Origin of the sequence: Agrococcus versicolor (assembly GCF_039531815.1) — a bacterium.
Lineage (GTDB): Bacteria > Actinomycetota > Actinomycetes > Actinomycetales > Microbacteriaceae > Agrococcus > Agrococcus versicolor.
Genome location: NZ_BAAAQT010000001.1, coordinates 215,919 through 241,704, shown reverse-complemented (window position 1 = coordinate 241,704; position 25,786 = coordinate 215,919). Strand labels below are relative to the sequence as shown.

25 protein-coding genes are annotated in these 25,786 nt (G+C 73.3%); 10 read left to right on the top strand and 15 right to left on the bottom strand.

Going from position 1 to position 25,786, the window contains the following annotated elements; all coding sequences use genetic code 11:
* The 5 genes from ABD249_RS01185 to ABD249_RS01165 form a co-directional block, all read right to left on the bottom strand.
* The coding region (locus tag ABD249_RS01185) for an aldehyde dehydrogenase family protein (protein ID WP_344339459.1) at nt 1–1,075 on the bottom strand (1,075 nt) is incomplete at its 3' end.
* Nucleotides 1,076–1,077: 2 nt separating this feature from the next.
* Entirely contained in the window at nt 1,078–2,262 is a 1,185-nt protein-coding gene (locus ABD249_RS01180) for an amidohydrolase (RefSeq protein WP_344339457.1), read from the bottom strand.
* Complete coding sequence (locus ABD249_RS01175; RefSeq protein WP_344339456.1) at nt 2,255–2,923, bottom strand: DUF1028 domain-containing protein; 669 nt, start codon at nt 2,921–2,923, stop codon at nt 2,255–2,257. Before ABD249_RS01175 ends, ABD249_RS01180 begins: the two co-directional genes overlap by 8 nt.
* Nucleotides 2,920–3,342 carry a RidA family protein gene (locus ABD249_RS01170; protein ID WP_344339455.1) on the bottom strand — a complete coding sequence of 141 codons (423 nt, stop codon included), beginning with the start codon at nt 3,340–3,342 and terminating at the stop codon, nt 2,920–2,922. The genes ABD249_RS01175 and ABD249_RS01170 overlap by 4 nt, the downstream gene beginning before the upstream one ends.
* Before the next feature lies 1 nt (nt 3,343).
* Complete coding sequence (locus ABD249_RS01165) at nt 3,344–4,702, bottom strand: flavin-containing monooxygenase (RefSeq protein WP_344339452.1); 1,359 nt, start codon at nt 4,700–4,702, stop codon at nt 3,344–3,346.
* 204 nt (nt 4,703–4,906) lie between these two features.
* Here ABD249_RS01165 and ABD249_RS01160 point away from each other — a divergent pair, with 204 nt between their 5' ends.
* Complete coding sequence (locus tag ABD249_RS01160) at nt 4,907–5,851, top strand: LysR family transcriptional regulator (protein WP_344339451.1); 945 nt, start codon at nt 4,907–4,909, stop codon at nt 5,849–5,851.
* Here the strand turns inward: ABD249_RS01160 and ABD249_RS01155 are convergent.
* Complete coding sequence (locus ABD249_RS01155) at nt 5,809–7,482, bottom strand: amidohydrolase (protein WP_344339450.1); 1,674 nt, start codon at nt 7,480–7,482, stop codon at nt 5,809–5,811. The two genes, ABD249_RS01160 and ABD249_RS01155, sit on opposite strands and share 43 nt — an antisense overlap.
* Nucleotides 7,483–7,688: 206 nt before the next feature.
* Here ABD249_RS01155 and ABD249_RS01150 point away from each other — a divergent pair, with 206 nt between their 5' ends.
* The 6 genes from ABD249_RS01150 (at nt 7,689) to ABD249_RS01125 (ending at nt 13,435) form a co-directional block, all read left to right on the top strand.
* Nucleotides 7,689–8,696, top strand: coding sequence for an ABC transporter substrate-binding protein (locus ABD249_RS01150; protein WP_344339447.1), 1,008 nt, complete (start codon nt 7,689–7,691; stop codon nt 8,694–8,696).
* 23 nt (nt 8,697–8,719) lie between these two features.
* Nucleotides 8,720–9,559, top strand: coding sequence for an ABC transporter permease (locus ABD249_RS01145; RefSeq protein ID WP_344339446.1), 840 nt, complete (start codon nt 8,720–8,722; stop codon nt 9,557–9,559).
* Nucleotides 9,559–10,329: an ABC transporter ATP-binding protein gene (locus ABD249_RS01140; protein ID WP_344339444.1), complete on the top strand. Its 771-nt coding sequence runs from the start codon at nt 9,559–9,561 to the stop codon at nt 10,327–10,329. Before ABD249_RS01145 ends, ABD249_RS01140 begins: the two co-directional genes overlap by 1 nt.
* Before the next feature lie 9 nt (nt 10,330–10,338).
* Entirely contained in the window at nt 10,339–11,880 is a 1,542-nt protein-coding gene (locus ABD249_RS01135; protein WP_344339443.1) for a GMC family oxidoreductase, read from the top strand.
* Between the two features lie 77 nt (nt 11,881–11,957).
* Complete coding sequence (locus ABD249_RS01130; RefSeq protein ID WP_344339441.1) at nt 11,958–12,422, top strand: transporter substrate-binding domain-containing protein; 465 nt, start codon at nt 11,958–11,960, stop codon at nt 12,420–12,422.
* Between the two features lie 68 nt (nt 12,423–12,490).
* Nucleotides 12,491–13,435 (top strand): cation diffusion facilitator family transporter, encoded by a 945-nt coding sequence (locus ABD249_RS01125; RefSeq protein ID WP_425546267.1) that lies wholly within the window; start codon nt 12,491–12,493, stop codon nt 13,433–13,435.
* 141 nt (nt 13,436–13,576) lie between these two features.
* On the opposite strand, the gene ABD249_RS01120 is transcribed toward ABD249_RS01125, so the two are convergent.
* The 9 genes from ABD249_RS01120 to ABD249_RS01080 all read right to left on the bottom strand — a co-directional run bounded on the left by ABD249_RS01120 (nt 13,577) and on the right by ABD249_RS01080 (nt 21,835).
* A complete protein-coding gene (locus ABD249_RS01120) occupies nt 13,577–14,941 on the bottom strand; it encodes a cryptochrome/photolyase family protein (protein ID WP_344339440.1) in 1,365 nt (454 codons plus the stop codon).
* A 58-nt stretch (nt 14,942–14,999) separates the two neighbouring features.
* A complete protein-coding gene (locus ABD249_RS01115) occupies nt 15,000–15,887 on the bottom strand; it encodes a type II secretion system F family protein (protein WP_344339439.1) in 888 nt (295 codons plus the stop codon).
* The gene (locus ABD249_RS01110; RefSeq protein WP_344339438.1) at nt 15,887–16,816 is read right to left on the bottom strand and encodes a type II secretion system F family protein; all 930 of its coding nucleotides are present in this window, start codon (nt 16,814–16,816) and stop codon (nt 15,887–15,889) included. The genes ABD249_RS01115 and ABD249_RS01110 overlap by 1 nt, the downstream gene beginning before the upstream one ends.
* Nucleotides 16,813–18,264, bottom strand: coding sequence for a TadA family conjugal transfer-associated ATPase (locus ABD249_RS01105; protein ID WP_344339436.1), 1,452 nt, complete (start codon nt 18,262–18,264; stop codon nt 16,813–16,815). The genes ABD249_RS01110 and ABD249_RS01105 overlap by 4 nt, the downstream gene beginning before the upstream one ends.
* A complete protein-coding gene (locus ABD249_RS01100) occupies nt 18,261–19,448 on the bottom strand; it encodes a CpaE/TadZ family protein (protein WP_344339435.1) in 1,188 nt (395 codons plus the stop codon). The genes ABD249_RS01105 and ABD249_RS01100 overlap by 4 nt, the downstream gene beginning before the upstream one ends.
* The gene (cpaB, locus tag ABD249_RS01095) at nt 19,445–20,161 is read right to left on the bottom strand and encodes a Flp pilus assembly protein CpaB (protein ID WP_344339854.1); all 717 of its coding nucleotides are present in this window, start codon (nt 20,159–20,161) and stop codon (nt 19,445–19,447) included. The genes ABD249_RS01100 and cpaB overlap by 4 nt, the downstream gene beginning before the upstream one ends.
* Complete coding sequence (locus ABD249_RS01090; RefSeq protein ID WP_344339434.1) at nt 20,161–21,171, bottom strand: TadE/TadG family type IV pilus assembly protein; 1,011 nt, start codon at nt 21,169–21,171, stop codon at nt 20,161–20,163. The genes cpaB and ABD249_RS01090 overlap by 1 nt, the downstream gene beginning before the upstream one ends.
* Nucleotides 21,159–21,539 carry a TadE/TadG family type IV pilus assembly protein gene (locus ABD249_RS01085; RefSeq protein ID WP_344339432.1) on the bottom strand — a complete coding sequence of 127 codons (381 nt, stop codon included), beginning with the start codon at nt 21,537–21,539 and terminating at the stop codon, nt 21,159–21,161. The genes ABD249_RS01090 and ABD249_RS01085 overlap by 13 nt, the downstream gene beginning before the upstream one ends.
* A gap of 71 nt (nt 21,540–21,610) precedes the next feature.
* Entirely contained in the window at nt 21,611–21,835 is a 225-nt protein-coding gene (locus ABD249_RS01080; protein ID WP_344339431.1) for a Flp family type IVb pilin, read from the bottom strand.
* 258 nt (nt 21,836–22,093) lie between these two features.
* Between ABD249_RS01080 and ABD249_RS01075 the strand changes: the two genes are divergently transcribed.
* The 3 genes from ABD249_RS01075 (at nt 22,094) to ABD249_RS01065 (ending at nt 25,737) form a co-directional block, all read left to right on the top strand.
* Entirely contained in the window at nt 22,094–22,720 is a 627-nt protein-coding gene (locus tag ABD249_RS01075; protein WP_344339429.1) for a TetR/AcrR family transcriptional regulator, read from the top strand.
* A gap of 25 nt (nt 22,721–22,745) precedes the next feature.
* A complete protein-coding gene (locus ABD249_RS01070; protein ID WP_344339428.1) occupies nt 22,746–23,378 on the top strand; it encodes a prepilin peptidase in 633 nt (210 codons plus the stop codon).
* Nucleotides 23,379–23,505: 127 nt separating this feature from the next.
* Complete coding sequence (locus ABD249_RS01065) at nt 23,506–25,737, top strand: bifunctional metallophosphatase/5'-nucleotidase (protein WP_344339427.1); 2,232 nt, start codon at nt 23,506–23,508, stop codon at nt 25,735–25,737.
* Nucleotides 25,738–25,786 lie beyond the last annotated feature (49 nt).

Here is a 25,786-nt window from a genome sequence, read left to right as displayed (position 1 = left end):
GGCCGGCCTCGACGTGGGCCATGACGCGGTCGACCTGCGCCATGCTCACGAGCGGGCCCATCGTGGTGCGCGGGTCGAGGGGGTCGCCCACCACGAGCGCGGCGGCCCGCGCGGCGACGAGCTCGGTCAGGCGGTCGGCGATCGAGCGATGCACGAGCAGGCGCGAGTTGGCCGAGCACACCTGCCCGCTGCAGGCGAAGATGCCCGCGGCGGCCGCGGCGGCGACGGCGTCGAGGTCGGCGACCTCGGGGAAGACGACGTTCGCGCTCTTGCCGCCGCACTCGAGCCACACCGCCTTCATGTTCGATCGCGACGAGTACTCGAGGAAGCGCTTGCCGACCGCGGTCGAGCCGGTGAAGGCCACGACGTCCACGTCGGGATGCAGGCCGAGCGCCGCGCCCGCCTCGTGGCCCAGCCCGGCGACGACGTTGAGCACGCCGTCCGGCAGCCCCGCCTCGAGCGCGAGCTCGGCGAGGCGCAGGGCGGAGAGCGGGCTCTGCTCGGCGGGCTTCAGCACGACGCTGTTGCCGGCGGCGAGGGCGGGCGCGATCTTCCAGATCGCCGTCTCGAGCGGGTAGTTCCACGGCACGACGGCTCCCACGACGCCGACGGGCTCGCGCGTGACGATCGCGAGGTCGGGTGGCGCGACGGGCGCGACCTCGCCGTAGAGCTTGTCGACCGCCTCGGCGTACCACTGCAGGATCGCGGCGCTGCCCGGCACGTCGATCGTCGACGTCGCCGAGACGAGCTTGCCGCCATCGATCGCGTCGAGCACCGCGAGCTCGTCGGCGTGGGCGCGGATGGCGTCGGCGACGGCGAGCAGCACGCGCTTGCGCTCGCCGGGCGCCGCCCTCGACCACGCGCCGCCGTCGAACGCCGCGCGGGCCGCCGCGACGGCGCGATCGACGTCCTCGGCATCGCCGCGTGCGACGTCGGCGAGCACCCGCCCGGTCGCGGGATCCACGGTGGCGAACGTCGCCCCGGAGGCGGCGTCCACGGCGCGACCGCCGATGAAGTGGCGGGTGCGCGGCTCGACGGCGTCGGCGATCGCGCGCCAGGTGGCGAGGTCGTGCATGCTCAGGGCTCCTCGGGGTGGTGTGCGGCGGGGGCGTCGGGCTCGAGGTGCGCGAGCGCGTCGTCGATCACGGTCTGCGCCATGAGGATGGCACCCTCGAGCGCGGCGCGGTCGGCGGCAGGCGTCGCGGCGGCATCGGCGAACGCCGCCTGGTGGTTGACGGCCGGCAGCGAGTCGATGCCGAGGTACGGGTGGATGGCCCGCACGCGCTGCGACACGTTGCCCATGTCGGTGGAGGCGGTGTGCATGCCGTCCGGCCGGGTCTCGTCGACGTCCATGTCGCGTCCGAGCGCGGCGGCGTTGCGCACGAACGCCGCGAGCAGAGCCTCGTCGGTGCGGAAGTCGGCGTAGCGGCCGCTCGTCTCGGTCAGCTCGACGCTGCAGCCGGTCGCAAGCGCGCCGGCCTCGAAGCAGGCTGCGATCCGGGGGAAGAGCGCGTCGAGCTGCGCGAGGTCCGCGGCCCGCACGTACCAGCTGCCCACGGCGCGGTCGGGGATGGCGTTGGGCGCCGTGCCCGCCTCGCGGACGATGCCGTGCACGCGGACGTCGTCCGGCAGCTGCTGCCGCAGCAGACCGATCGCCACCTGCGCGATGGTGAACGCGTCCGAGGCGTTCACACCGAGCTGCGGGTAGCTCGCGGCGTGCGAGGCGACGCCGTCGTAGACGACGTCGAAGTGCGCGACGGCCCGAGGCCGCGCGTACGCGGCGTCGGCGGGGCCGGGGTGCACCATCATCGCCACGTCGACGTCGTCGAGCACGCCTGCCTCGAGCAGCACGATCTTGCCGCCGCCGCCCTCCTCGGCCGGGCTCCCCAGCACGCGGACGGTGATGCCGAGCTCGTCGGCGATCGGCGCGAGGGCGATGCCCGCCCCGACGGCGGCCGCGGCGATGACGTTGTGCCCGCATGCGTGCCCGAGCCCGGCGAGGGCGTCGTACTCGGCGAGCAGCGCGACGACGCGCCTCCCGGATCCCGCCGAGGCGCTGAACGCGGTGGGCAGGCCGCCGACGCCCGCCTCGACCCGCAGGCCGGCGTCGGCGAGCACGGATCGCAGCATCGCGGCGGAGCGGTGCTCCTCGAATCCGAGCTCGGGATCGGCGTGCAGGGCCCTGCTGACGCCGAGGACGACGTCGCGAGCCGACTCGACGGCGTCGTGCGCACCGCGGCGCAGCGCGGCGGCGTCAGGCATCGCCGGGCACGCCGTACGACGGAGCGGCGTCGGGCTGCAGCGCGCGCTGCAGGTAGTCGGCCTTCTGCGGCAGCCAGAGCGCGACGAGCCGCGCGAGCTCGCCGACCGGATCGTCGTGGTCGTCGACGCGCAGGTCGGTCGTGCGCCACGGCACGCCCTCGACGACCGCGAGGCCAGCGGACCGCAGCGGACCCGCCTCGCCGCCCGCCGCGGCGGCGGCCTCGAGCGCGGCCAGCAGTCGCTGCTCGAGCGCACCCTCCGCGGCCTCGAACCCGGCGACCATCGCGGGCAGCACCTCGGCGCGGGCGAGGAGGTTGCCGGCGGCGACGCACGCGTCGCCCACGTGCTCGCCGTGCACGCCGAGCGCACGCGATCCCGATCGCACCGCGACGCGCCCGTCGACGCCGACCGCCGTCACCTGGCGGACGTCGGCGTGCGCGTCCGTCGCGAGGGCCTCGTCGAGCGCGTCGGGCGGCGCGGCCCCGCGCGCGAGCGCGTCGAGCACCGCATCCCCCAGCGCGGGATTGGTCACGTTCTGCGACGCCGATGCGCCGACGCCTGCGCGCAGATGGCTGCATCGGGATGCGACGGCCGGGCTCGAGGAGGCGATGACGATCCCGACGGCGCCGACGCCGTCGGCAGCGGTGAGCGAGACCGTCACCCCTCGACCTCGCTGATCACGGCGGTCGCATCGATCTCGACGAGCCACTCGGGCCGTGCGAGCGCGTCGACGACGAGCCCGGTCGACACAGGGTGCACGCCGCGCAGCCACCGCCCCATGACGCGGTACACCGGCTCGCGGTAGCGGATGTCGGTGAGGTACACGACGACCTTCACGACGTCCGCGAGCCGCGAGCCCGACTCGCGCAGCAGCAGGTCGATGTTCGCCATCGCGCGCTCGGCCTGCGCCTCCACGTCGCCGATGCCGACGCTCTCGCGCGTGTCGAGGTCCTGTCCGATCTGCCCGCGCAGGTACACGACGCCGCCGGCGACCACCGCCTGCGCCAGGTCGTTGTCGAGCTCCTGCTCGGGGTAGGTCTCCTTCGTGTTGAAGGGCCGGATGCGGATGTGCGTCGTCATGTCAGTGCTCCGTTCCGATGGCGCCCGCGCCGGCGAGGCTCGCGTGCGGCGGCGCCGCGGGGTGGTCGGCGTCCGACGCGTAGGCGAGGTACGCGCGCTGGATCGCGATGTGGTCGGCGACGTGCCGCGCATCGTGCCAGACGCCCCAGACGAAGCTCGAGCCGCGGCGCGACTGCCACGGCAGGCCGAGGAAGTAGATGCCGGGCTCCGTCGAGACGCCGCGGCGATGCGCGGGGCGGCCCGCGTCGTCGAGGGCGTCGACCTGCAGCCACGAGTAGTCCGCGCCGTAGCCCGTCGCCCACACGATCGACGCGATGCCCTCGGCCGCGAGGTCGAGCTCGCGCGCGGGATGCGTCACGCACGCCGGCTCGTCGCCGAGCACGTGCGCCTCGGGCTCGGGCGGCAGGTCGATGCCGTTGCGCTCGACGTAGGCGTCGGCCTCGCGCAGGATCGAGAGGTAGCTCGCGTCGCCGCGGTCGATGGTCGCGCGCAGGTCGTCGGCGACGTGCAGCAGGCCGTCGGCGTACGACGTCGTGCGGCCCACGAGCGTGATGCCGCTCGCGGCGAGCTCGCGGAAGTCGACCGTGCGACCGCCGCCTGCGCCGCTGACGGCGATCGTGACGTGCTTCGCGCCGGCAGGCGGCGTCGCGGCATCCCACTTGTCGAGCACGCCCAGCCACCACACGAAGTCGCGGCCGCGGTAGCTGCGCGGCGGGCGGTCGTGCGGGCCGACGGAGAGGTGCACGTCGCGACCCGCGCGGCGCAGCTCCGCGGCGATCTGCACGCCGGAGGAGCCCGCGCCCACGACGAGGACGCCCCCGGCCGGCAGCTGCTCGGGGTTGCGGTAGGCGGCGGAGTGCAGCTGCTCGATGCCAGCGGTCGACGGCACGATCGCGGGGATGACGGGTCGCTGGAACGGGCCGGTCGCGGCGACGACGTAGCGGGCCTCGACGGGCCCCGCGGTCGTCTCGACCGCGAACCCGGCCCTGCCCTCGAGCCTGCGCACGCGCAGCACCTCGACGCCCGTGCGGACGGGCGCGGCGATGCGCGCCGCGTAGGCCTCGAAGTAGTCGGCCATCTGGTCCTTCGTGGCGAAGCCGTCGGGATGCACGCCCGGCAGCTCGAGGCCGGGGAACCGGTCGTGCCATGCGGGGCCGTTCGCGACGAGCGAGTCCCATCGCCCCGTCCGCCACCGCTCCGCGATGCGATCGCGCTCGACGACGAGGTGGGCGATGCCCTGCGCCGAGAGGTGCTCGCTCATCGCGACGCCCGCCTGGCCCGCGCCGACGACGAGGACCTCGATCGTGGTGGGCAGTCGATCGTCGCCGCCGTGGGGTGGGAGTGCGGAGGAGGTGTCCATCGGTCGTGTGCTGCCTTCGACTCGGGGTGTGAGCGTCGTGCTCGGGCGGGTGCCGCCCTCCGAGTGTCGGGAGCGACGACGGGCCGAAGCAAATAGCGAGTCGCGACGCTCAGCATCTAGAATTGCGATGCAAAGCGTGAGCAATATCTGCGCAACACATTCGAAACATGAGGTCGACCCATGCGCGTGCCAGCCAGAGCCGACGTGTCCCTCGCCCAGCTGCGCTACTTCGTCGCCGCCGCGGAGCACGGCTCCATGACCTGGGCCGCCGACGAGCTCTTCGTCGCGCAGTCGGCGGTGTCCACCGCCATCGCGAACCTCGAGACCACGGTCGGCGTGCAGCTCCTCATCCGCCGGCGCGCCAAGGGCCTGCAGCTCACGCCGGCCGGCGCCGAGCTGCTCGTGCGTGCTCGCAGCATCCTCGCGTCCGTCGACGACGCCGTCGCATCCATGCGGCCCGAGCACACCGCCGGGCGCGTGCACGTGGGCTGCTTCCGCACGCTCGCGCCGTTCTACCTGCCATCGATCATCAGCAACCTCGCCGACGAGCATCCCGAGCTGCAGGTCGACGTGACCGAGATGAGCGCCGAGCAGGTCGAGCCGGCGCTCGCGAACCAGTCGATCGAGATCGCGCTCACCTACGAGCTCGGTCTCGGGCCGGGCGTGCGGCAGGAGATCCTCGCCGAGGTGCCGCTCTACGCCGCCGTGAGCGCCGGGCATCCGCTCGCCGACCGCGAGGCCGTGCACCTCGCCGAGCTCGCCGACGAGAACATGGTGCTGCTCGACATGCCCGTGAGCCGTGAGTACTTCCTGCAGCGCTTCGCGGACGCGGGCCTGCGACCCACCGTCCGCTACCGCTTCGCGAGCTTCGAGGCGGTGCGCGCCATGGTGGCGAGCGGCCACGGCTTCACGCTGCTGAACCAGCTGCCCAAGGTCGCATCGACCTACTCGGGCGGCGAGCTGCACCGGCTGCGCCTGCTGGACGACGTGCCGCCCCTCTCGCTCGTGCTCGCGTGGTCCGGAGGCGAGCGCCCTGCGACGAAGAAGGCGCAGCTGTTCGCCGAGCAGTGCCGCCGGTCGGTCGCCGAGCTCGCGGGCACGCCGTCTCAGGCGTCGCCCTCGGCCTCCCCGTCCACCGTCTCCGGGTAGACGACCGCGCCGCCGACGACGGTGCGCAGGACGCGTGCCGAGCCGTAGGCGGCGACGTCGCGCAGGTCGGCGTCCACCCACGCGAGGTCGGCCAGCGCCCCCGCGCGCAGCACGCCCGCGACGCCATCGAGCCGATTCGCGAAGGCGGCCGCCTCGAGGTACGCGTCGAGCGCGACGCCGAGCGGCAGCGCCTCCTCGGGCAGCAGCGGCTCGTGCAGCACCTCGGCGCCGATCGCGTGCGGATCCTCGGCGACGCCGAGACGCGTCACGGCCGTCTGCACCGACCACAGCGGATTGGGGTCGGTCACCGGCCAGTCGCTGCCGCCGACGATGCGCGCGCCGGATCGATGGAGCGAGCCGAGCGGGAAGTGCTGCAGCGCGCGCTCGGGGCCGAGGAGCGGCAGCTTGCGCGTGACGATCTCCTCGTCGCGCCGCGCCCAGAGCGCCGTCACGTTCGCCGACACCTCGAGCTCGGCGAAGCGCGGCACGTCGACGGGTGCCACCACGTCGAGATGCGCCACGTGGTGGCGGTTCCCGCGTCTGCCGTGCTGCGCGATCGCGGCCTCGACGGCGTCGAGCGCGGCCCGGGTGGCCGCGTCGCCCACGGCGTGGAAGTGCACCTGGAGGTCGACGGCGTCGAGCGCGATCGTGAGGTCGACGAGCGCCTGCCGGTCGATGAAGGCGATGCCGCGGTCGTCGTCGTGACCCGTGAACGGCTCGAGCATCGCTGCGGTGCGGTTCTCGACCATGCCGTCGATCATGACCTTGACCGTGCCCGCGTCGAGGACCCCGCCGGCCGCGAGCCGATCCCGGACCGCCACGAGACCCGGCACCTGCTCGACGCCGCGCGTGCGATCCCACCACTGCGCGAGCACGACGCGCGCCGTGAGGCGACCGTCTCGCGCGAGCGACTCGTAGGCGGGCAGGGCGTCAGGGCCGATGTCCGACTCCCCCACCGCCGCGTCCTGCCATGCCGTGATGCCGACGGCGTGGAGCCGTCGCTGCGCGAGCGCGAGGGCGTCCGCGAGATCCTCGGGCGTCGGCTCGGGCGCGAGGCGGTCGACGAGCGCGACGGCTCCCTCGAGCAGGATGCCCGTCGCTCGCCCGCCGGCGTCCCGCAGGATGCGGCCGTCGACCGGGTCGGGCGTCGACGCGTCGATGCCCGCCGCCGCGAGCGCCGCGCCGTTGACCCACACGCCGTGCGCGTCGTGGCTGTACAGGACCACCGGTCGGTCGTCGACGATGGCGTCGAGCTCCGCGGCCGTCGGGAAGCCGCCGTCGAAGACGTCGCCGAACCAGCCGCCGCCGGTGAGCACCGGCGCGTCCGGGTGCGCCTGCGCGAACGCGGCGATGCGCTCGAGGTACGCGGCACGATCGTGGACGGGCGCGAGGTCGATGCCGCGCAGCTGCAGGCCCGCGAGCAGCGGGTGCACGTGCGCATCCTGCAGCCCTGGCAGCAGCGTGCCGCCCGCGAGGTCGACGACCTCGTCGGCGGTCGGGAGCGCGGCGGGCGCCGCGTCGTCCCCCAGCAGGACCGCTGCGATGCGGTCCCCGTCGACGAGCACCGCGCCGGGCTCGAACCGGCCGGCACCGAGGTACAGCATGCCGCCGGCGTACAGGGCGGTGGCCATGGAGGCTCCCATCTGCGCGACAGGAGCCTGCGCGCCTCGCCAGGCTCCGCCGCGCGTGTTTCGTATAGATTTCGCCGATATTGCTGGGCAATTGCATCTGCATCGTAGATGCAATGCTTCATCACACGGTATTTGCTTCGCCCGTTCGCCGCGCGGATCCTGAACCCATCACCCTGCACCGCGCACCCCGTTCCGGAAGGACCACGATGACCACCTCCAAGCACGCGTTCCGCGTCGTCGGAGCCGCAGCGCTCACGGCTGCACTGCTGGCCACCAGCGCCTGCACCGCCACGTCCGGCTCGTCCGGATCCGGCGACGACGGCGCCGCGAGCGTCGGCATGGGCATCCAGCCCTGGCTCGGCTACGGCCCCTGGTACATCGCCGAGGAGAACGGCTACTTCGAGGACGCCGGCGTCGACGTCGAGATCACGAACTTCATGAACGACTCGGACATGACCGCGGCCTTCGCCGCCGATCGCATCCAGATGGCCAACGCCGCGAGCCACTCGGCGCTGCAGTTCATCGAGCAGGGTCTCGACGTGACGATCGTGCTGCTGCTCGACGCGTCCCTCACCGCCGACGCCATCCTCACCGACGGCAGCGTCGACAGCGTCGCCGACCTCGCGGGTCAGCAGATCGCCTTCGAGGAGGGCTCGGTCAGCAACCTGCTGCTCGGGTACGCGCTGCAGGAGAACGGCATGACCCTCGACGACATCGAGCCGGTGCCGATGGACCCGTCGGAGGCCGCGACCGCGCTCATCGGCGGCAGCGTGCCCGTCGCCGTCACCTACGAGCCCTACATCTCGGAGGCCAGCGCCGCCGGCGACTTCGAGGTGCTCTACACCGCTGCCGAGAACGAGGGCCTCATCAGCGACGTGCTCGTGGTCGACAACGACTTCCTCGCCGAGAACGCGGACGTCGTGCAGAGCGTCGTCGACGCGTGGGGACCCTCCATCGCCTTCTACGAGTCGGACACCGACGAGGCCCGCGGCATCATCGCGGAGGCCATCGGCAGCGACGTCGAGTCCCTCTCGACCGCCTTCGACGGCGTCGAGTACTTCTCGCTCGAGGCCAACGCGACCGAGCTCGGCGGCGACTACCTCGGCACGGTGCTGCCGAGCGTCCAGACCGTCGCGACCGACATCGGCATCCTCGACGGCGGCGCCGACCTCGACGCCATCGTCGACGACCAGTTCGTGACGGCGGCGGAGTAGGCGCCCCCGGCGCCGAGTCGACCATGACCGTCCAGAGCACCGCCCCGGCCGCGCGCACGCAGCGCGCGGCCGGCCCGCGCCGCAAGGCCGTCCTGACGCCGCTCACCCGGCGTCAGTACGTGACGACCGCGATCGTCGCGTTCGTCGCCCTCATCGCGGCGTGGAGCGCCATCACCGCGTCCCAGCTCGTGCAGCCGCTCTTCCTGCCCTCGCCGCTCGCCGTCGTGCAGAAGCTCGGCGAGCAGGCCGCGAACGGCGAGCTGTGGTCCGACGTCGGGGTGAGCACGTACCGCGTCATGGTCGGCTACCTCGCCTCGAGCATCTTCGCCATCCCGATCGGGCTGCTGTGCGGCTCGATCCCGCGGGTGGAGGCGGCGATCGAGCCGATCATGGACTTCATCCGGTACATGCCGGTCGTGGCGTTCGTGCCGCTCACCATCCTCTGGGTGGGCACCGACGACTCGCAGAAGTTCCTCATCATCTTCCTGGGCACCTTCTTCCAGCAGGTGCTGATGTTCGCCGACGCCGTGCGCCGCGTGCCCATGGCCTTCCGCAACCTGGGGGCGACCCTCGGGCTCAGCCGTGCGCGCAGCCTCATGCGCATCGTCTTCCCGTCGGCGCTGCCCCTCATCTGGGATGCGCTGCGCATCAGCCTCGGCTGGGCATGGACATGGCTCGTCGTCGCCGAGCTCGTCGCAGCCACCGAGGGCATGGGCTACCGCATCACGCAGGCGCAGCGCTTCCTCGAGACCGACCTCATCATCGGCTACGTCATCGTGCTCGGCCTGCTGGGGCTCGTCTTCGACCAGATCATGCGCGGCCTTGGCCGCCAGTTCTTCCGATACCTGAAGGGGCGCCCGTGATGGCCACCGACACCACCGTCCGCGCACCGAAGGTCGTCGTCGACGCCGTCACGAAGCGCTTCGGCGAGGTGACCGCGCTCGACGAGGTCAGCCTCGTGCTCGGCGACCGCGAGTTCGTCTCGGTCGTCGGCGCATCCGGCTGCGGCAAGAGCACGCTGCTGTCGGTCATCGCCGGCCTCGAGGCGCCCACCGACGGCATCGCGTCCATCGGCGGCACCGAGATCCTCGGCCCGGGTCGCGACCGCGGCGTGGTCTTCCAGACCTCGACGCTGCTGCCGTGGCTCAGCGCGCTCGACAACGTGGTCTTCGCGCTCGACGGTGAGGCCGACATGACGCGCAGGCAGCGCGTCGACCGTGCGCGCGACGTGCTGCACCAGGTGGGGCTCGACGGCTTCGAGCGCTCGTTCCCGGCGCAGCTGTCCGGCGGCATGCAGCAGCGCGTCGCGCTGGCGCGCTCGCTCGCGTACGGCCCCGACGTCCTGCTCATGGACGAGCCGTTCGGCGCGCTCGACGCCCTCACGCGGCGCACGATGCAGGAGCTGCTCACGCAGGTCTGGGAGCAGCACCGCATGACGGTCATGCTCATCACGCACGACATCGAGGAGGCGGTCTTCCTCTCCGACCGCGTCGTCGCGATGACGCCGCGGCCGGGCAAGGTCGCGGCCGAGTTCACCATCGACCTGCCGCGCCCGCGCGATCCCGAGGTCATCGGCAGCCCCGAGTTCCACGGCTACTACGCCGAGATCCTCGGCCTCATCCACCGGGGCTGAGGCGCGGCGATGGCGGAGGACGACGTGCACGGCGACGAGGTCGACTACCTCGTGCTCGGCGGCGGCACCGCCGGCTGCATCGTCGCCGCCCGTCTGTCGGAGCAGCCGGGCGTCCGGGTCGCGCTCGTCGAGGCGGGCCCGACCGACGCCGACGAGCCACGGGCCGCCGACATCCGCCGCTGGGCGGAGATGCTCGAGGGCGAGCACGACCTCGACTACCGCAGCGTGCCGCAGGAGCGGGGCAACTCGCACATCCGCCAGGCACGGCTGCGCATCCTCGGCGGCTGCTCGACGGCGAACACGATGATCGCGTGGCGACCGCTGCGCGGCGACCTCGACGAGTGGGCCGCGCTCGGCGTCGACGGCTGGGGATACGACGAGGTCGCGCCGTGGTTCGACCGTCTGCTCGCCCGCATCGAGCCGGTCGCCGAGCATGATCGCAACGCCTACGTCGAGGATGCGGTGACCGCCGCGGCCACCGCGCTCTCGCTGCCCCGTCGGGAGCGCTGGAACGACGTCGAGCTCGTCGACGGCGCCGGGTTCTTCGAGATCGGCTACGACCCGTCGACGCACCAGCGCTCGTCGGCATCCCACGCGTACCTGCGCTCGCAGCCCGAGCGGCCGGGCCTCGCCGTGCACCTCGAGGCGCTCGTCGAGCGTCTGCTCGTCGAGGACGGTCGGGCGGTGGGCGCGGTCGTCCGCGGGCGCGACGGCGTCGAGCGGGAGATGCGCGCCCGCCGCGAGGTCGTCGTCAGCTGCGGTGCGATCGACTCGCCGGCGCTGCTCATGCGCTCCGGGATCGGCCCGGCGGCCGTGCTCGCCGCCGCCGGCGTCGCCACGATCGTCGACCTGCCGGGCGTCGGCGAGAACCTGCAGGACCACGCCGAGGGTCTCGTCGTCTGGGAGGCGCGCGGCGAGCGCGACGACACGTGCGCCACCGGCTGGGACGCCGGGTACCTCGTGCGCGTCGACGACGACTCGACGACGCCCGACGTCTCGACCCACATCCCCCTCCATTCCTGGACGGTGCATGCCGAGCGTCACGGCACGACCATCCCCGAGAACAACGTGTCGTTCGCACCGAACGTGGCGAAGCCGCGCAGCCGTGGTCGCGTCTGGATCACGGCCCCGAGCGCCGACGTCGCACCCGCCATCGACTACCGCGCGTTCACGGATCCCGACGGGCGCGACGAGCGGATGCTCGTGGAGGGCGTGCGCATCGCGCGCCGCGTCGCGCAGCAGCCGCCCTTCTCGGAGCACCTGGTCGCGGAGGTGTTCCCCGGGCCGCAGGCGCAGTCCGACGAGGAGCTCTCGGCGATCCTGCGCGCCACGCACCAGACCGTCTACCACGTGTCCTGCACCGCCCGCATGGGCGCCGACGACGATCCGCTCGCCGTGCTCGACGCCCGGCTGCGCGTGCGTGGCGTCGCGGGCCTGCGGGTCGTCGACGCCTCGGTCATGCCCACGCTCACGGCCCTGAACCCCGTCGGCACGATCATGACGATCGCCGAGCGCGCCGCGGCGCTCATCCTGGAGGACGCCGCCGGCTGACCTCGGCATGCGGACACCTCGCGCGCCGTCGCGCAACCGGGGACCGCGCCGCCCACGACGCGCCTAGCATCGGCGCCATGCGTCGTCTCCTCGCATGCGCGCTCCTCGTGCCGCTGCTGCTGCTCGCCGGATGCGGGCTGCAGGTGCCCGCCGACCCCGACGGCACGCTCGATCGCGTCTCGGGCGGAACGCTGCACGTCGGCGTCTCGCCGCACGAGGGCTGGGCAGAGCTCGAGGGCGGGCAGGGCGTCGGACGGGAGGCCGAGCTCGTCGAGGCGTTCGCGGCGTCGATCGACGCGGAGGTCGACTGGGTCGAGGGCGGCGAGGAGCAGCTCATGGCGGCGCTGCAGCGCGGCGAGCTCGACCTCGTGATCGGCGGCCTCACCGACGCGACGCCGTGGTCGACCCACGCCGCGATCACCCGCCCCTACCTCGAGACCACCGACGACGCCGGCGCGACCGTGCGGCACGTCATGGCGGCGCCGCTGGGCGAGAACGCCTTCCTCGTCGCGCTCGAGACGTTCCTCGAGGAGGCGGCCTGAGCACGGGGACGACGAGGTTCGGCGCGACCGAGCTGCCGCCGCAGCAGCGCGACCTGCTGCGCCGTGCCGTGCGGCTCGAGTGGCTCACGATCGGGTTCCTCGTCGTGACGGTGGGCCTCGTCGCGCTCACGGTCGGCAGCTCGCAGGCCATGCGGGCGGCCCTGTTCGAGGATCTGCTGTCGTTCATCCCGCCGATCGCGTTCCTCGTCGCGGTGCGCATCATCCGCATCGCCCCGAGCGAGCGGTTCCCGTACGGCCTGCACCGGTCGGTCGGCGTCGGCCACCTCGTCGCGGCGGTCGCGCTCACGGCGATGGGCACCTTCCTCATCGTCGACTCGATCGCGACGCTCGTGACGGCCGAGCACCCGACGGTCGGCACGGTCGTGGTGCTCGGGCACGTCGTGTGGCTCGGCTGGCTCATGATCGCCGTGATGGCGCTGACGATCGTGCCGCCCGTCGTCATCGGACGCATCAAGATCCGCCTCGCCGAGCGCCTCCACGACAAGCTGCTGTACGCCGACGCCGACATGAACAGGGCCGACTGGACGACGGCGGTCGGCACGATCGTCGGCGTGGCCGGCATCGGGCTCGGCATCTGGTGGCTCGACTCGGCCGCCGCGCTCCTCATCGCAGTCGGCATCCTGCGCGACGGCCTGCGCAACCTCCGCGTGGCCGTGCTCGACCTCATCGACCACCGCGCGACCACCGTCGACCACGACCAGCCGCATCCGCTCGAGGCACGGCTGTGCGCGCGGATGCGGCGGATGCCGTGGGTGCGGGACGCCGGCTGCCGCGTGCGCGACCAGGGGCACGTGCTGCACGCCGAGGTGTTCGTGGTGCCGCGTCGCTCCCGGGTGTCGCAGCGCACGCTCGCCCGCGCCGGCCGGGCCGCGCGGTCGCTCGACTGGAAGCTGCAGGACGTCGTCGTCGTGCCCGTCGAGGCGATGCCCGAGGGCGTCACCGGCAGTCGCGGGGGTGGCGGGGACCCGCAGACGGGCGTCGAGCGCAGCTGAGGCTGGCGCCGGCCCGCCGCGATCACGCGCCAGCGGTGCGTCGGCGGGCATGCGCGGCCCGTGACCCGCTCCGCCGTGGATCCGGCGGCCGTTTCCCGCCGAACCTGCGCCAGCCGCCGGTCCGCGCCCGACCGAGTCGCCTCAGCGCTTCGTCGCCTGCAGCCGATCGAGCGCCTCGGCGCGCTCCTCCTTGTGGTCGAGGATGCGCTCGGGGTAGCCGTGGTCGTAGCCCGCCGCGGCCTTCCACGGCTCGTGCACCGTGCCGCCGGGCAGGTGCGCGAGCTCGGGCACCCATCGCCGCACGTACTCGCCGTCGGGGTCGAAGCGCTGCCCCTGCAGCACGGGGTTGAAGACGCGGAAGTAGGGCGCGGCGTCCGTGCCCGTGCCCGCCGTCCACTGCCAGCCGTGGTTGTTGGAGGCGATGTCGCCGTCGACGAGGTGGTCGAGGAAGTGGCGGGCGCCGTGCGGCCACCACACGTGCAGGTCCTTCACGAGGAAGCTGGCCGTCAGCATGCGCACGCGGTTGTGCATCCACCCCTGCGCGAGCAGCTGCCGCATGCCGGCATCCACCATGGGGAAGCCCGTGCGACCCTCCTGCCAGGCGACGAACGCGTCGCCGGGCTCGTCGTACTGCAGCGCCGCGAGCGCGTCGGTGAGGTCGCGCCAGTCGCTGTGCGGCGCGTGCCAGAGCACGTCGGCGTAGAACTCGCGCCAGGCGAGCTCGGTGCGGTAGCGCAGCAGCGACTGCATGCGCCTGCCCGTGCGGCCGCGTGCGCGACGCTCGAGCTCGGCGAGCATCGTGCGCGGATGGATCGTGCCCCACTTCAGGTGCACCGACATGCGGGAGGTCGTGTCGTCGCCGGGCACGTCGCGCCCGGTGTCGTAGTCGTCGAGGTCGTCGTCGAGGAACGCGTGCCAGCGTGCGAGCGCGGAGGCCTCGGAGACCGTGGGGATGTCGGCCTCGACCGCGGGGGCGGCGGGCAGGTCGCCGAGGTCGTCGACGCGGCACCAGCGCAGCGTCTCGGGGTCGTCGGCCGGTGCGCGCCAGCCGTGGTCGAGCCACGCCTTCGAGAACGGCGTGAAGACCTTGTAGCGGTCGCCCGATCCGTTGCGCACGCGCCCGGGCGTGACGGCGTAGGGGCTGCCGGTCTCGACGAACGCGACGCCCGCGGCGTCGAGCGCCTCGCGCACGCGGTCGTCGCGGCGGCGTCCGTACGGGAAGGGCTCGGCGCTCACGTGCACCGCGGTCGCGTCGACCTCGGCGGCGAGCGCGGGCAGGATGCGCGCGGGGTCGCCCGAGCGCACGACGAGCGCGCCGTCGGTCGCCTCGCGCAGGTGCGTCAGCGCGTCGGCGAGCGCGGCGCGACGCACGTCGCCCGCCGCTGCCAGGAGGGCGTCGTCGAGCACGAAGACGGGCAGCACGTCGCCCTCGGCCGCGGCGGCGGCGAGGGCGGGGTGGTCGCCGAGCCGCAGGTCGCGGCGGAACCACAGGATCTGTCGGGGCACCCCTCGAGCGTACGGACGTGCGGGGCGAGGGCGGCGGGCTTGACGTCGGCGCGGGCGGCTACATCGCGCCGAACGCGGCGAGCATGTTGAGCGCCGCGGGTGCCATGACGACGATGAACAGCACGGGGAGGATGCAGAGCATGAGCGGCATGAGCACCTTGACCGGCACCTTCTGCGCCTGCTCCTCGGCGTGCATGCGGCGCTTGAGGCGCATCTCGGCGGCCTGCGTGCGCAGGACGTCGCTCACCGAGATGCCGTAGGCGTCGGCCTGCAGGATGGCGCGGACGAACTGCCGCAGGTCGGGCACGCGCGTGCGGTCGGCGAGGTCGGCGAACGCCTCGCGCCGCGAGCGCCCCATCCGCACGTCCTGCAGGGTGCGCGTGAGCTCGTCGTTCAGCGCCCCGCTGCCGTTCGCGGCGACGCGGCTCATGGCGGCGTCGAAGCCGAGACCGGCGTCGACGGCGATGAGCATCTGGTCGAGCGTGTCGGCGAGCGCGCGCTGGATGCCCTGGTCTCGCTCCTGCCCACGGCTCAGCAGCAGCAGCTCGGGCACGAAGTAGCCGACGACCGCGACGATCACGAGCAGCACGACGAGGATCGGATGCGGTCGGAGGGCGGCGACGAGGCCGCACACGACGAGCGCCGACGGCAGCCACACGGCCTTGAGCACGAGCAGCCGCTCGAGGGGCCAGGCCGCGGGCCGGCCGGCGCGCGCGTGCTGCCGGTCGAGGAGCGAGACGACGGCCGACGGCGCGAGCCTGCGTGCGAGCGACTCCCCCGCGCGGCGCCGCGGCGCGGGCGCCTCGACCAGCGTCGCGATGCCGCCGCGACGGAGGTTCGCGACCGTGCGGGCGCGCTCGGGCTGGGCGAGCGAGGCGAGCAGCACGACGACCATCGCGAGCGCCGCCGCGACGAGCGAGCATCCGACGATGAGACCGACGGGCATCAGAACCGGATCTCCACGGTCTTCCGCAGCCACAGGCCGCCGACGACCATGAGCACGAGGCAGACGACGATGAGCACGGGGCCGAGCGGATGCTCGACGAACGGCGCGAGGTACGTGGGGTTCGTGAAGACGAGGAAGACTGCGACGAGCACCGGCAGCGCCATGAGGATCACGGCCGACAGCCGGCCCTCGGCGCTGAGCGCCGAGACCTGCCTGCGGATCTGGTTGCGCTCGCGGATGGTCGCGGCGACGCCGTCGAGCACGTCGGAGAGGCTGCCGCCGACCTCGCGGTTGATCGCGATGGCCTGGGTCGCCCACCGGAAGTCGAGGCTGCCCATGCGGTCGGCGGCCTCCTCCAGCGCGTCGACGATGGGCCTGCCGACGCGCGTCTCGTTGACGACGCGCGACAGCTCGCCGCTCGTGGGCTCGTCCGACTCCCTCGCGACGGAGGTGAGGCCCTGCATCATGCTCTGGCCGGCGCGCAGGCTCGACGACATGAGCTGCATGGTCGAGCCGAGCTGGTCGGCGAACGCCGCGCGTCGCCGAGCGACGCGGAATCGCACGAGGGCGTAGGCGTAGCCGATGGCGCTGAGCCCCATGGGCGCAGCGAGCAGCCCTCTGCCGAGGAGCACGCCGATGGCGACGAGCACGAGCGCGCCGACGACGACGAGCACCGCGAAGTCCTGCGGGCGCAGGCGGATGCCGGCGAGGTCGAGGCTGCGGGCGAGCCGGGCGGAGCGCGAGCGGAGGACGCGGGCCATGACGCCGCTCGCGACGTCGGCCGCGCCGGAGAGCGCGCCCTCGCCGTCGCGCTCGGGCGGCCTGCGCCGGTCGCGCGGCAGGCGGGTGCGCAGGGGGCCGAGGAGTGCGAGGAGCGCGATCGCGATGCCGAGCACGACGATGCCGGCGCCGACGACGGCGGGCGTCATCGCCGGCCCGGTGGGTCGAAGATGCCGTCGGGCAGGCGGATGCCGTGGTCTGCGAAGCGCTCGGCGAACCGCGGGCGCACGCCGGTGGCGACGGGCGCGCCGAGGAAGCGGCCGTGCTCGTCGACGCCTGCGGCGTAGTCGAAGACGAACGCGTCCTGCATCGTCACGGTCTCGCCCTCCATGCCCTGCACCTCGGTGACGTAGGTGATGCGGCGCGTGCCGTCGCGCAGGCGCGTGAGCTGCACGATGACGTCGACGGCGGAGGCGATCTGCTCGCGGATGGCGCGAAGCGGCAGATCCATTCCGGCCATGAGCACGAGCGTCTCGAGGCGGGCGATGGCGTCGCGCGGCGAGTTGGCGTGCACGGTCGAGAGCGAGCCGTCGTGGCCGGTGTTCATCGCCTGCAGCATGTCGAGCGTCTCGCCGCCGCGCACCTCGCCGACGACGATGCGGTCGGGGCGCATGCGCAGCGAGTTGCGCACGAGGTCGCGGATGGTGACCTCGCCCTTGCCCTCGACGTTCGACGGGCGCGACTCGAGCCGCACGACGTGATCCTGCTGCAGCTGCAGCTCGACGGCGTCCTCGATCGTGATGATGCGGTCGTGGTCGGGGATGAACGACGACAGCACGTTGAGCAGCGTCGTCTTGCCGGTGCCGGTGCCGCCGGAGACGATGACGTTGAGCTCGGCCTCGACGCAGGCGCGCAGGAAGTCGGCCATCTGCGGCGTGAGGGTGCCGAAGCGGATGAGGTCGCCGACCTGGAACGGATCCTTCGCGAACTTGCGGATCGTGAGCGTGGAGCCGGAGAACGCGAGCGGTGGGATGACGGCGTTGACGCGCGAGCCGTCGGCGAGGCGCGCGTCGACCATGGGCGACGACTCGTCGATGCGCCGGCCGACGCGCGTGACGATGCGCTCGATGATGCGTCGGAGGTGGTCCTCGGACGTGAAGCGCACCGGCGATCGCGTGAGGCGGCCGTGGTGCTCGACGTAGACGGTGTCGGGACCGTTCACCATGATCTCGGTGATGCTCTCGTCGTCGAGCAGCCGTTGCAGCGGGCCGAGGCCGAGCACGTCGTCGCGCACCTCGTGCATGAGCCGCTGCCGCTCGTCGGCGGTAAGCGGAGCCTGCTCGTCCTCGACGACGGCGTTGAGCTCGTCGCGCACGAGCGCGTGGAGCTGGTCCTCGTCGAGGTCGGGGTCGTTGAGGCGGCTGCCGATGCGGGCGAAGAGCGCGCTCGCCGCACGATCCTTGACGCGCGTGAGCCCGTCGGACTCGACGGCCTCGAGCGCGGCAGGAGGGAGCACGAGCGCGGGCGCGGCCGGCGCGTGCGCAGGCGCGGCGGGCGCGTGCGGCGCCGTCGGCATGACGGCGACCGGTGCGGGCGGCGCGACGACCGACTCGACCTCGCCACGTGCTGCGGCGAGCCTCGCGGCGAGCCCGCTCATGCGGCAGCCCGGTGGCGGCCGCTCGCGCGACGCTGGTCGGCCGCGCGGTAGTAGGCGGCGAGCCGCCCCATCTGCCGGGCGATGGGATCGCGCGGCCTGCGGAGCACGATGGGCTCGCCCATGTTCATCGCCGCGGTCGCGGCCTTCGAGTGCGGGATCGTGAGGTCGACCTTCGACTGGATGGTCGCCTCGACGTCGCGCACGGACAGGCCCGAGCCGGGGTTCGCGAAGTTGAGCACGACCTGCCGCGCGTGCGTCAGCATCCCGAGCTCGCGCAGCGCCGCCATCTCCTTCGCGAGGCCGCGGGCGCCCGGCACGTCGAACGTCGTGAGCAGCAGGGGGTCGGTCGTGTGGTCGAGCGCCGCGAGGGTCGTGCCGTCGAGCCCGGGTGGGGTGTCGACGACGACGTGCCGGAACTGGTGCGAGAGCGCCACGAGCAGCGCCGACACCTGCTCGGGGCCGATGCGCTCGGCGGCGGCGGGCGACTCGGGCGCGCACAGCACCGACAGGCCCGACGCGTGCTGCGCGAGGTGCGACTTCAGCGCGATCGGATCCGACAGCGCCGTGCCGCGCACGACGTCGTCGAGCGTGTAGTCGGGGTCGATGCCGAGCGCGGTCGCGACGTCGCCGAACTGCAGGTCGAGGTCGACGAGCACGACGGATCCGGGATCGCCCTTCGCGAGCGCGACGGCGAGGTTCGTCGAGATGGTGGTCTTGCCCGCGCCGCCCTTCGGCGACAGCACCGAGAGCACGCGGCCCGGTGCGGCGAGCATCGTCGGCTGCGCGACCGGCGCTGCAGGTGCGGCGACCCGCAGGCCGACGGCGGCCGCGACGCGCTCGATCGTGGCACGCAGCTCGTCGGCCTCGACGCCGGGCCGTAGCACGTCCCGCACGCCTGCGCGCATCGCGTCGACCGAGAGCTCGACGGGGTCGCCGACGAGCACGACGCCCGTGGCCGGCAGCTCCCGGTCGATGCGTGCCGCGAGCGCGAGGGCCTCCGCGGCCGACCGCGACGCATCCACGATCACGACGTCGGGCACGACGGTCGAGCCGGTGAGCGACAGGAGGTGCCGGGGGTCGACGGGCATGGGATGCGACGGCACCGCCATGCACGCGCCGCCCGCGGCGTCATGCGCGCGCCCGTGGAGGTCGGAGGCGTCGGTGACGACGAGCACGTTGCTCACTGGCCGATCACATCCCGCAGCACGCCGTCGTCGGCATCCGACGCGTCGTCCGGCTCGATCGACAGGTAGACGAGCTCGTACTCGGTCGAGAAGACGAGCTGCTGCGCCTGGAGCGGGTCGATCGCGACCGTCACCATCACGGCCGTCGCCGGCGCCTCCTCGACCTCGGTGCCCGTCGTCTCGTCGACGACGATGCTCGTGCCGCCGGCCACGTCGACGACGAGCACCGAGTGGAGGAGGAGTCGCGTGGCATCCGGCATCGACTCGTCGCCCTCGGAGACGAAGATCGCGACGCGGTCGCCCGGCTCGACGTCGCCGCCGACGATGCGGTGCGGCTCGAGCTGCAGGGAGAGGAGGTGCATGCCCGCCGGCACCTCGACGGCACCGCCCAGGGCGTCCGGCGGTGCGAAGCGCGCGGTGAGCAGCTGCTCGCCCGGCTCGAGGTCCGTCGTGGTCGCGAGCCCCGCGAGGCCGTCGAGCGAGTCCATGGAGCCGGGCACGACGGCATCGGCGGGCAGCTCGGCGAGCGCGACGAGGTCGCGGACGTCCTCGACGGCCGTGCCCGCGGGGATCGCCTCCTGCACGACGAGCACGCGCACGGGCGCCATGCCGGCCATGGCGCGCGCGTCGGCCCCCGCCGCGTAGGAGAAGGTGACGACGCCGCCGACGATCGCGATGACGAGCGCGAGCGCGACGACGAGCACGCGCCGCATCACGGTCGGTCCTCCGGCAGCGCGAGCTGCACGATCGCCGCGCCCATCTGCGGGCCGTTCGCGCTGAACTCGAACTCGGAGTCGAGGTCGGCGTAGCGCAGGAACGTGCCGACGATGCAGCGCTGATTGCCCGAGCACGGGCGCCCGGGCGTCACGTACTGGCCGGCGAAGTAGTAGGCGTCGAGGCGGAAGGCGACGTACCCGAAGATGCCGTAGGCGGCGTTGCTGCCGCCGCGACCGTTGTCCATGTCGAACACGGGCAGGTAGATCGTCTGCCCGATCCACTGGCTGAAGTCGCTGGGGCTGCAGCCGTTGGGCGGCGAGTTGCCGGGGTCGGAGGGCGCCCACGAGTCGATGTCGGTGACGGTCGAGCCGCAGCCCTCTGTGGGCTCGAGCCAGCCGAAGCCACCGGGCACGACGTTGCCGGACGGTCCCGTGCAGCCGGTGTCGGAGGTCTTGGTCGCGAGGATGGTGCGCGTGACGCCCGCCTGCGGGATCTGGATGCCGACGATGCGGCCGGCGGCGTTCCGGATGGGCGGCAGCCCAGCCTGCACCGCGAGCTCGCACCACGAGAGCGCGAACGGCATGACGCCCGGTCCGCCCGTGGGGTAGCCCCACGCCGCTGCTGAGGATGCGTCGAGCTCGGTCTCGTCGATGCCCATGACCGGGGCGAACCAGTGCTCGCGCTCGGACGACGTGGCGACCTCGACCCAGCCGGGGGCGAGATCGACGATCGCGGCGGTCGCGTCGTCGGCCATGGGGTCGTTCGCGGTGGCGAGCTCCTGCGCGGTGGTCGTGGCGCTCGCGACGGTGCACGAGCGGATGGCGCACTGCTGCGCGACGGCGAGGGCTGCCGCGTCGGCGCCGATCTGCAGGCGCTGCCGGTCGGCGTGCATCGCGCCGACGTCGATGCCGAGCGCGCCGACGACGAGCAGCGGGATCATGAGCACGGCGACCCACACGGAGGCCGCGCCGCGGTCGGTGCGGCGGTGGCGGGTCAGCCGTTGCATCGCATCGTCCCCGTTCCGGTGAGCGTGATGGCGCCGATGCCGCCCAGCAGGGGCATGTCGACGACGGTGATGGTGACGCGTGCGTTGCCGCCCGTCGTGCAGCTGGTGGGCGTCACGCGGATCTGCGAGGCCTGCAGCGCGATCGTCGGGGCGGCCGAGTCGATCGCGGTCTGGCGGGCGGCCGAGATGCGGGAGGTGCCGGTCTCGAGCGCGGCGATGCGCACGGCGTCGCGCGCGGCGTTGTCGAGCACGGTCTGCACGTGGAACGCGTAGCCGAAGGCGAGGATGCCGAGGGTCAGCGCGAGCAGCAGCGGCAGGATGATGGCGAACTCGACGGCGGCGGCGCCGCGGTCACGGGTGGTGGGCATGGGGGCCTCCTCGACCGAGCCGACGATGCGGCGGCGGGCAGGGGCCCGCCGCCGCATGGATCGACGCGCGACTACGGCGTGGTCGCGCCGCCGCCGCCCGTGCCGACGCCCGTGAGCGAGTTCGTGACGTCCGTGAACATGCCCTGGAGCGTCGTGCCGAGGAGGATCACGGCGGCGATGATGACGACGGCGATGAGGCCGACGAGGAGTCCGTACTCGACGGCGGTCGCGCCGCGGTCGGTCGAGGTGAAGCGGGTCGCGACGCGGTCGCGGACTGCGGAGAGTGCTGCGTACATGAGGGGCTTCCTAACGGGAGGGATGTCCGTGCCTGGCCGCACGGCTGCCGAAGACTCTTGCTGAGTAATCTTGCGTCTTCGGCAATTCGTTGAGAATGGCAACGTTCCGGGGCCGAAGCCTGAGCGTGGGCTGCGAACATGCCCGAGAAGCGCTGCGAGTGGCAATCCGCCGACCGTCACCCTGCGAAGTGCACACCCATCCACAGGGGTACATCCGCCGCAGGATCCTCCGAGGTCCGCGTCCTAGGGTCGTTCCTCATGTCCGACTCCCCCCGACCGCCGCGTCCGCGGCTGCCGCTGCGCGAGCGCAAGAAGCTGCACACCCGTCGCACGATCGCCGATGCGGCGTTCGCCCTGGCCGTCGAGCACGGCGTCGACGGCGTCCTGGTCGAGGAGATCGCCGAGCGCGCCTTCGTCTCGCCGCGCACGCTGTCGAACTACTTCCCGTCGAAGGAGGCCGCGATCGTCGCGGCCGGCGAGGACGACCTCTCGCTGCTCGCCGACGCCCTCCTGGAGCGCCCGGCCGACGAGTCGCCGATCACGTCCCTGCGCACGCTGCTCTCGGCGGGCGTGCGCGGCTGGACGCCCGACGAGATCGTCGCGCTGCGCGCCAAGGAGCGCCTCATCGACGAGCACCCCGCGCTCCTGCCCCACCGCATGGCGCAGTACGACGGGCTCGAGGACGCCATCCGCGTCGCCATCGCCCAGCGCATGGGGCTCGACCCCGAGACGGCGCCGCATCCTCGCCTCGTCGCCGGCGCCGCGGTGTCCGTCGTGAAGACCGCGATCCGCGTCTGGGTGCGGCAGGAGGGCGACGAGCCCTCGATCGCCGACATGGTCGAGTCGGGGTTCGACGACCTCGAGGCGGGCCTCGTCCCCGACTGACGTCGCAGCGGGCGATGATGGGGCCGTGCCCCTCGCCCTCGTCGTCGCCGCGCTCGCGTGCGGTGCTGCGGCGTTCCTCCTGACGCCGTGGGCGCGGCGTCTCGTCGACACCTCGTCGCGGTGGCTGCACCGCGGCATCCCCGCGGGCCTCGGCGCGCTCGGTGGCGCCGGTGCCGTGCTCGTGGCCTCCGGCCCCGCCGAGGCGGTGGGGCTGTGCGCCCTCGTCGTCGCGTGCGCGCTGCTCGTGCCCGTCGACCTCGCGACCGAGCGCCTGCCCGACGCCATCGTGCTGCCCGCGCTCGGCGTGCTGCTCGCAGCCCTCGTCGTCGCCGCCGCGACGACGGGCGAGTGGGCGCGCCTCGGCACGGCCGTGCTCGCGTGCCTCGTCGCCGGCGCCGTCTTCTTCGCGCTCGCGTGGATCTCGCCCTCGAGCCTCGGGCTCGGCGACGTGAAGCTCGCGCTGCCGCTCGGGCTCGCCCTCGGCTGGAACGGCTGGATCGCCCTCCTGCTCGGCATGCTCGGCGGCTTCGCGCTGCTGCTCGTCGCCGCGCTCGTGCTGCTGGCCGCACGCCGCACGACGCGCGACGCGCAGCTGCCGTTCGGCCCGTGGATGGTGCTCGGCGCGGCCGCCGCGCTCGCGTGGACGACGCTGCGCTAGCCGCGACACGCCGCTGCGAGCCCTCCCACGTGAACGGCAGGTAACGACCTCGTCCCGATCCGAACCGGATGCCTATGCGATCCATAGGCTGGGCCTACCGTCCCATCGACACGAGGATTCCCCACACATGCATCGATCGAACGTGCGCCGCGGAGCAGTCTCCGCCGTCGCCGCAGCCGGCGCCGTCGCGCTCGGCCTCGGCCTCGCAGCACCCGCCTCCGCGACCGTCGACCCCGTCACCGGCGTCGCGACGCTCGACCTGCTCGCCATCACCGACTTCCACGGCGCGCTGCTCACGGCTCCGAACATCGCCCAGCAGGTCGCGACGATCCGCGCGGCCAACGAGGACACGATCTTCGCCTCCGTCGGCGACTCGATCGGCGGCTCGACGTTCGAGTCGGCCGTCGCGCAGGACCAGCCGACGCTCGACCTCCTCGACGAGGCAGGCCTCGACGTCTCGGCCGTCGGCAACCACGAGTTCGACCAGGGCTTCGCCGACCTCCGCGACCGCGTGCAGCCCGCGGTCGACTTCGACTACCTCGGTGCCAACGTGCTCGACGCCGCCACGGGCGAGCCCGTGCTGCCGCCGTTCCAGATCTTCCAGACGCCCAGCGGCGTGAGCGTCGCGTACGTCGGCACCGTCACCGAGACGACGCCGACGATCGTGAGCCCCGCAGGCATCGCCGGCCTCGAGTTCGCCGACCCGGTCGCGACCACGAACGAGTACGCCGCCCTGCTGTCCGACGGCGTCGACACGATGGAGAGCCCCGAGGCCGACGTCGTCGTCGCGCTCGTGCACGAGGGCAGCGACGTCGTCGCGCCCGGCCTGTCGGCAGACGTCGACGTCGTCTTCACGGGCCACTCGCACGAGACGATCGTCGCGGCGACGCCCTCCGGCGCTCCCGTCGTGCAGGCCGGCGCCTCCGGCTCCGCGCTCGCCCGCGTCATCCTCACGGTCGACGCGGAGGGCGACATCCTCTCGAGCGCACCCTCGAACCTCCCCGTCGTGCCGATGACCGCAGCGCAGGCGGCCTCCGCCGAGCCGCTCGACCCCGCGATCTACGACCCGGAGTCGGTCACGATCGTGCGCTCGGCGTACGCGGATGCCGCCGTGCGCGGCAACGAGGTCGTCGGCTACGTCGGCGCACCGTTCAACGCGGCCTCCAACACGGGCACCGCGAACGCCGGCACGCCCCAGCACCGCGGTGCGGAGTCGCCGATCGGCAACCTCATCGCCGAGATCGCGCTCGCGACGGTCAACGACTTCGGCCTCGACGCCGACTTCGGCATCATGAACCCGGGCGGCATCCGCGCCGACCTCGACCCGAACGCCGACGGCGTCGTGTCGTTCCGCGAGGCGTTCAACGTCACGTCGTTCAGCAACACGATCGGCACCGTCGACCTCACGGGCGCGCAGGTCGACACCCTGCTCGAGCAGCAGTTCGTGGCGCGCCCCCCGCGCCCGATGCTCGCGCTCGGGCTGTCGCCGGAGCTGTCCTACATCTACGACCCGTACGCCGAGCAGGGCTCGCGCGTGGACGACATCTTCCTGGACGGCGCACCGATCGACGCCGCCGCGACGTACCGCGTCGCCTCCAACACCTTCCTCCTCGAGGGTGCGGACGGCTTCACGGTGCTCGGCGAGGGCACGAACCTGCAGGAGTCGGGTGTCGTCGACTGGCAGGCCACGGCGAACTTCCTCGAGGGCACCACCTCGGAGCAGCCGCTCCTCCCGTCGTACCGCCAGCAGTCGGTCGGCGTCACGCCCGTCACGGATCTCGACCAGGTGTTCGCGCCCGGCGACGAGATCACGATCGACCTGTCGTCGCTGTCCTTCACGTCGACCGAGCCGAAGCCCACCGACGTGACCGCGTTCGTCGTCGGCAGCAACCTGCCGGAGGCGACGTCCGACGTCGCGACGGCGGATGCCGAGCTCGTGCAGCCCGCCGCCCTCCCCGGCACCGTGCTCGCCGAGGTGCAGGTCGACAACACGAACGTCCTCGACTCGAACGAGACCGGCCGCGCGTCGGTCACGGTCACGATCCCCGAGGACACGGTCGACGGCCAGCTCACGCTCGCCTACGCCTGGTCCGGCCCGGAGCTGCTGCCCGACGGCATCACGCTCTCGGTCACGGTCGCGGCCGACGTCGTCGTCCCGCCGTCGGAGGAGCCCGCTCCCTCGACGCCGCCGAGCGCGACGCCTCCCGTGTCGGCACCGCCGGTCGCCGGTGGCGTCGGTGGCGGCCAGGGCACGCTGCCGCAGACGGGCTCCGAGCTCGTCGGGCCGGCGATCCTCGTCGCGATCCTCGCGCTGCTCGCGGGCCTCGGCCTCGTCGTGCGCCGACGTCGCACGGCCTGACCCGCCCGCGGTCCTCGCGACCGCATCCACGATCGACGGCGGTCCTCGC